We start from the raw sequence: 3495 nt of genomic DNA on the forward strand, positions 1-3495 counted from the left end.
CCGGCCACCGGCTGGAAAGACATTCTCTGGCGCACCTACGAGCAGATCGACGAGGACAGACTGCTGGCGGTCGCCGCGGGGGTGGTGTTCTACGGTTTGCTCGCACTGTTTCCAGCGATTACGGCCTTGGTGTCGTCGTATGCGCTTTTTGCGGATCCATCGACGATCAACGATCATCTTGCGGCCTTGTCGGGCATGCTGCCAGCAGGCACCTATTCAATCATCGAGGATCAAGTAAAACGGGTACTGGCTAAAGGTGACGTCAAACTCGGCTTAGCATTCGCCGTAAGTTTGGCGCTCGCAGCCTGGAGCGCCAATGGCGGCATGAAGGCAATTATCGATGCGCTCAACGTGGTCTACGACGAGAAGGAAGCGCGCGGCTTCATTAAGCTGAACGCGGTGTCGCTGACCTTCACGGTTTGTGCGCTGTTGGCGATCCTTTGCGCTATTGGCCTGGTAGTGGCGGCGCCGATCATTCTCAATGCAGTCGGATTGGGAGGTATTTCAGAGAAGATTCTCACTTATGGCCGATGGCCGGCATTAGCGATGATGATCATGCTCGGCCTCGCGATTTTGTACCGGTTTGGACCCAGCCGCCGGTCACCAAAGTGGAAGTGGATATCGGTAGGAGGTGTGCTTGCCACTGTCGCTTGGCTCGCCGGATCTGCGGGACTTTCCTACTACCTTGCCAACTTTGCGGGGTATGACGCGACGTACGGCTCGCTTGGCGCGGCGATCGGATTGATGATGTGGATGTGGATGTCGACGATTGTCATCCTCTTCGGCGCCGAGCTCAACTCGGAAATTGAGCATCAGACGGTTCGCGACAGCACGGATGGCGCACCGAGACCTCTAGGGACGCGAGATGCACATGTGGCGGATAGTGTCGGCGAGACTGCGGACTAGGGCGTTTCATGCGCATTAAAGATGTACTGGCTGAATACGGGCAAGTCCTCGAGCCCATGTCCTCCGCGCCGCGAGACGGTCGAACCATCGTTGCTTTCAGCGGAGCAGGCCATCCGATGTTCTGTTTCTGGAGCCAAGCGCCTGAACGGCTGGTAGGCCCGGTTTGGATGGAGCACATCTCCGCAGAAACGGGCTATCTCGACCGGTTTTTCAGCGGTTGGCTGGACCTTAGCAAATTTCGGCCGTTGGACCAGACGGGCATCCATCGCCTACTCGTAGCCTATGTGGATGAGGCTCGAGCGGCCGGCGATCCTCTCACGATTTTGGAGGATCCATCCAGACTGAGCGCCAACGACCGCTAAGACATGTCCCTCAGTTTACACGCTAGTGTTATCCCCGCCAACGTGGCGCCGATCGTATTAGCTGTGACGATGACAAAGTCCTGCTTGAGCAACCCGTAGGCAACCCAGCACACCAAGCCGGACGTGAGGGCGATCAGTGTTTTGTAAGAGAGGTCTTTGGTGGCTCCTTGCGGCAGGGCCTTTTTAACTTGGGGCAGATACGAGAGCGACGTAAGCGCGGCGGCGGCGATCCCGAGCCAGAAGTTCAAACCGTTCAAGAGCTGAACCCGTTTTTGCGACCGCCATCTTCCACCAGCAAGGTCCAGATCTGCAGAAGCGCCTCCGCCTCTTCGCAGGTTTTGCGCAGTCGATTTCGGAAGGCCTTGGAAGCCTTCTTCATCGCTGGCGTCGATTGAACACGGTCTGCCTTGTGGAATTTTTTGATGGCGAGCCTCGTTTGCTCTAACGACGCCAGGGCGCTCTCAAGTGGCGCACGATCGCGCGCCATTTCAGTCTTTCCAGGTCTCACGCTCACTCCTTTGCCGCTTGGGCCTACCTGGGCCTGCAACACTGTCGCCTCAGCTTCGTTCCGCGGGTGGAACCCATCCAAGATGAGGCGGTTAATGCGACGAAACGCCACATGAGCGTAGGTAGTTCTTCAGGAGAGTTCGTGTCCAAAGATCGCGCTCACGAGCCCGGAGGTTTTTCTCAAGCCTTCAACAACGTCGCCAACTGGACGTCTCACGCGGCCGGCCGGGCGAGCACCTTCATCTTAGCGGCGGGCGTGGTGGTGGTGTGGGCGGTGTCCGGCCCTATCTTCCAGTTTTCCGACACCTGGCAGCTGGTGATCAATACCGGGACGACCATCGTCACGTTCATGATGGTCTTCCTGATTCAAAATTCACAGAATCGGGACGGCGCTGCCATCCAGGCCAAGCTGGATGAATTGATCCGGAGCAGCGCTGCGCGCAATTCCTTTGTGGGCATCGAGCATCTCACCGACGAGGAGCTGGAGGACATTCGAGGTAAGTGCGAAGAGCGCGCGGCAGCAGAGAAGATCGGGGATGAGACAGTGAAGAAGGCCGGCGCGCGGGCGAGAAGCGCTGCTGATAAGGCGACGGCTTAACATGGATGAGCGACGGCACGGCACAGGAGTAAAATTCTAAAGTTTTTCGACCGTTCTCGCGCGAATCAGGATTTCATCCTGTCGAAATTTGCGCTCAATCTCTTGTCGAAATGACGCCCACCACTGCCGGTCGAGCGTTACGCTCATTACTTCAATGACGATAATGTCGTCTTGCTTGGTCTGGCCATCGGCTTCAGACAGCCCAAGCGCCGGCGCTCTTGCATAGACTGTCAACCCTCCGAACTTCTCAAAGAGAGCGCGCCGAACATCCGAGAAATGGCTTTCGCCAATACTATAACCTTTGTTATCTGCTAGCGGCAGGAAGATTTCGACAAGATACATGGCGTCCTCACACCGGACCACTAACAGTGATCAAGGCCGCACATCAGGCGGCGGCGGGGGTGGCGCAGGCGGCGGTGCTGGTGGCGGCGGCAACTAAAGCGAAGGCCCGTGGAAACCGGGGCTGTTTGCCATGCGCGAAGCCCGCGGCCACGATCGGTCAGGCCATCGAGCGCTGCGGCATGCAGTAGTAAGCAACTACTCCCGCTGGGAGCTGGTGCTTCTCTTGAGTTCAGCTGCAGCTTTGTCGAGCTCTCTCCGGTTCTGCCCTAACCGTCTTACAAGGTCCTTAGCGTCATCAAGCGAAATGTCATGCTTGAACGCAAGGAAGTCAGGAGTGTAGCCGCCGTCAGATGCTGTTTTCCGATCGTCCGCCATAATGAACTCGAGTTACCTCTCACGCGTGTACACGGCGTGCATTCCGATAGCACTACAATTGCCTGTTATGCCTGGTTCCCGCGCCGTTGAAGGGGACGATTAAATGAATGGCCTTGCCAAAGGTGACCGAGTAATCGTTCAACCACCAAGCCGGCGACCATTTAGAGGCGTTATCGTCGGAGAAGGCCGGGCAGGACAGTGGTGGTACATATTGAAACACGGTACGAAGAGCCCGCAGGGTTACAACAAGGCGATCTGTCGGCCCGATCGAGCGTGGACCAGTCCGCGCGCTACCGAATGAGCACTCACAGCTGTACGAAGAACCCCGCGACCCTCCCCGCCAATCCGCCGCCAACTCGTCCGCGCTGCCGGTCGTGCGGCGAAGAGATGTGGCTCATGCACCGG

At 57.7% G+C, this 3495-nt stretch carries 7 protein-coding genes; 4 read left to right on the forward strand and 3 right to left on the reverse strand.

Annotated features, from left to right (window positions below; all coding sequences use genetic code 11):
- Both ACIQ17_RS32205 and ACIQ17_RS32210 read left to right on the forward strand, forming a co-directional pair.
- The coding region (locus ACIQ17_RS32205) for a YihY/virulence factor BrkB family protein (protein WP_398473618.1) at nt 1-906 on the forward strand (906 nt) is incomplete at its 5' end.
- Nucleotides 907-914: 8 nt separating this feature from the next.
- Complete coding sequence (locus ACIQ17_RS32210; RefSeq protein ID WP_398473619.1) at nt 915-1268, forward strand: hypothetical protein; 354 nt, start codon at nt 915-917, stop codon at nt 1266-1268.
- Here the strand turns inward: ACIQ17_RS32210 and ACIQ17_RS32215 are convergent.
- Both ACIQ17_RS32215 and ACIQ17_RS32220 read right to left on the reverse strand, forming a co-directional pair.
- Nucleotides 1265-1525, reverse strand: a complete 261-nt coding sequence (locus tag ACIQ17_RS32215) for a SemiSWEET family sugar transporter (RefSeq protein WP_398473620.1) — start codon at nt 1523-1525, stop codon at nt 1265-1267. The genes ACIQ17_RS32210 and ACIQ17_RS32215 overlap by 4 nt on opposite strands.
- Nucleotides 1522-1755, reverse strand: a complete 234-nt coding sequence (locus ACIQ17_RS32220; RefSeq protein WP_398473621.1) for a hypothetical protein — start codon at nt 1753-1755, stop codon at nt 1522-1524. The genes ACIQ17_RS32215 and ACIQ17_RS32220 overlap by 4 nt, the downstream gene beginning before the upstream one ends.
- A gap of 162 nt (nt 1756-1917) precedes the next feature.
- Between ACIQ17_RS32220 and ACIQ17_RS32225 the strand changes: the two genes are divergently transcribed.
- A complete protein-coding gene (locus ACIQ17_RS32225; RefSeq protein ID WP_398473622.1) occupies nt 1918-2373 on the forward strand; it encodes a low affinity iron permease family protein in 456 nt (151 codons plus the stop codon).
- Nucleotides 2374-2409: 36 nt separating this feature from the next.
- On the opposite strand, the gene ACIQ17_RS32230 is transcribed toward ACIQ17_RS32225, so the two are convergent.
- Nucleotides 2410-2715 carry a hypothetical protein gene (locus ACIQ17_RS32230; protein WP_398473623.1) on the reverse strand — a complete coding sequence of 102 codons (306 nt, stop codon included), beginning with the start codon at nt 2713-2715 and terminating at the stop codon, nt 2410-2412.
- A 26-nt stretch (nt 2716-2741) separates the two neighbouring features.
- On the opposite strand from ACIQ17_RS32230, the gene ACIQ17_RS32235 reads away from it, so the two are divergent.
- Nucleotides 2742-2903, forward strand: a complete 162-nt coding sequence (locus ACIQ17_RS32235; RefSeq protein ID WP_398473624.1) for a hypothetical protein — start codon at nt 2742-2744, stop codon at nt 2901-2903.
- Nucleotides 2904-3495: the final 592 nt, after the last annotated feature.

It is taken from the genome of Tardiphaga sp. (genome assembly GCF_044340795.1).
Classification (GTDB): domain Bacteria; phylum Pseudomonadota; class Alphaproteobacteria; order Rhizobiales; family Xanthobacteraceae; genus Tardiphaga.

Bases quoted from the DNA above. Each gene is read 5' to 3' on its own strand.
- ACIQ17_RS32210 (WP_398473619.1), top strand. From the start codon at position 915: ATGCGCATTAAAGATGTACTGGCTGAATACGGGCAAGTCCTCGAGCCC.
- ACIQ17_RS32220 (WP_398473621.1), bottom strand. From the start codon at position 1,755: ATGGCGCGCGATCGTGCGCCACTTGAGAGCGCCCTGGCGTCGTTAGAG.
- ACIQ17_RS32230 (WP_398473623.1), bottom strand. From the start codon at position 2,715: ATGTATCTTGTCGAAATCTTCCTGCCGCTAGCAGATAACAAAGGTTAT.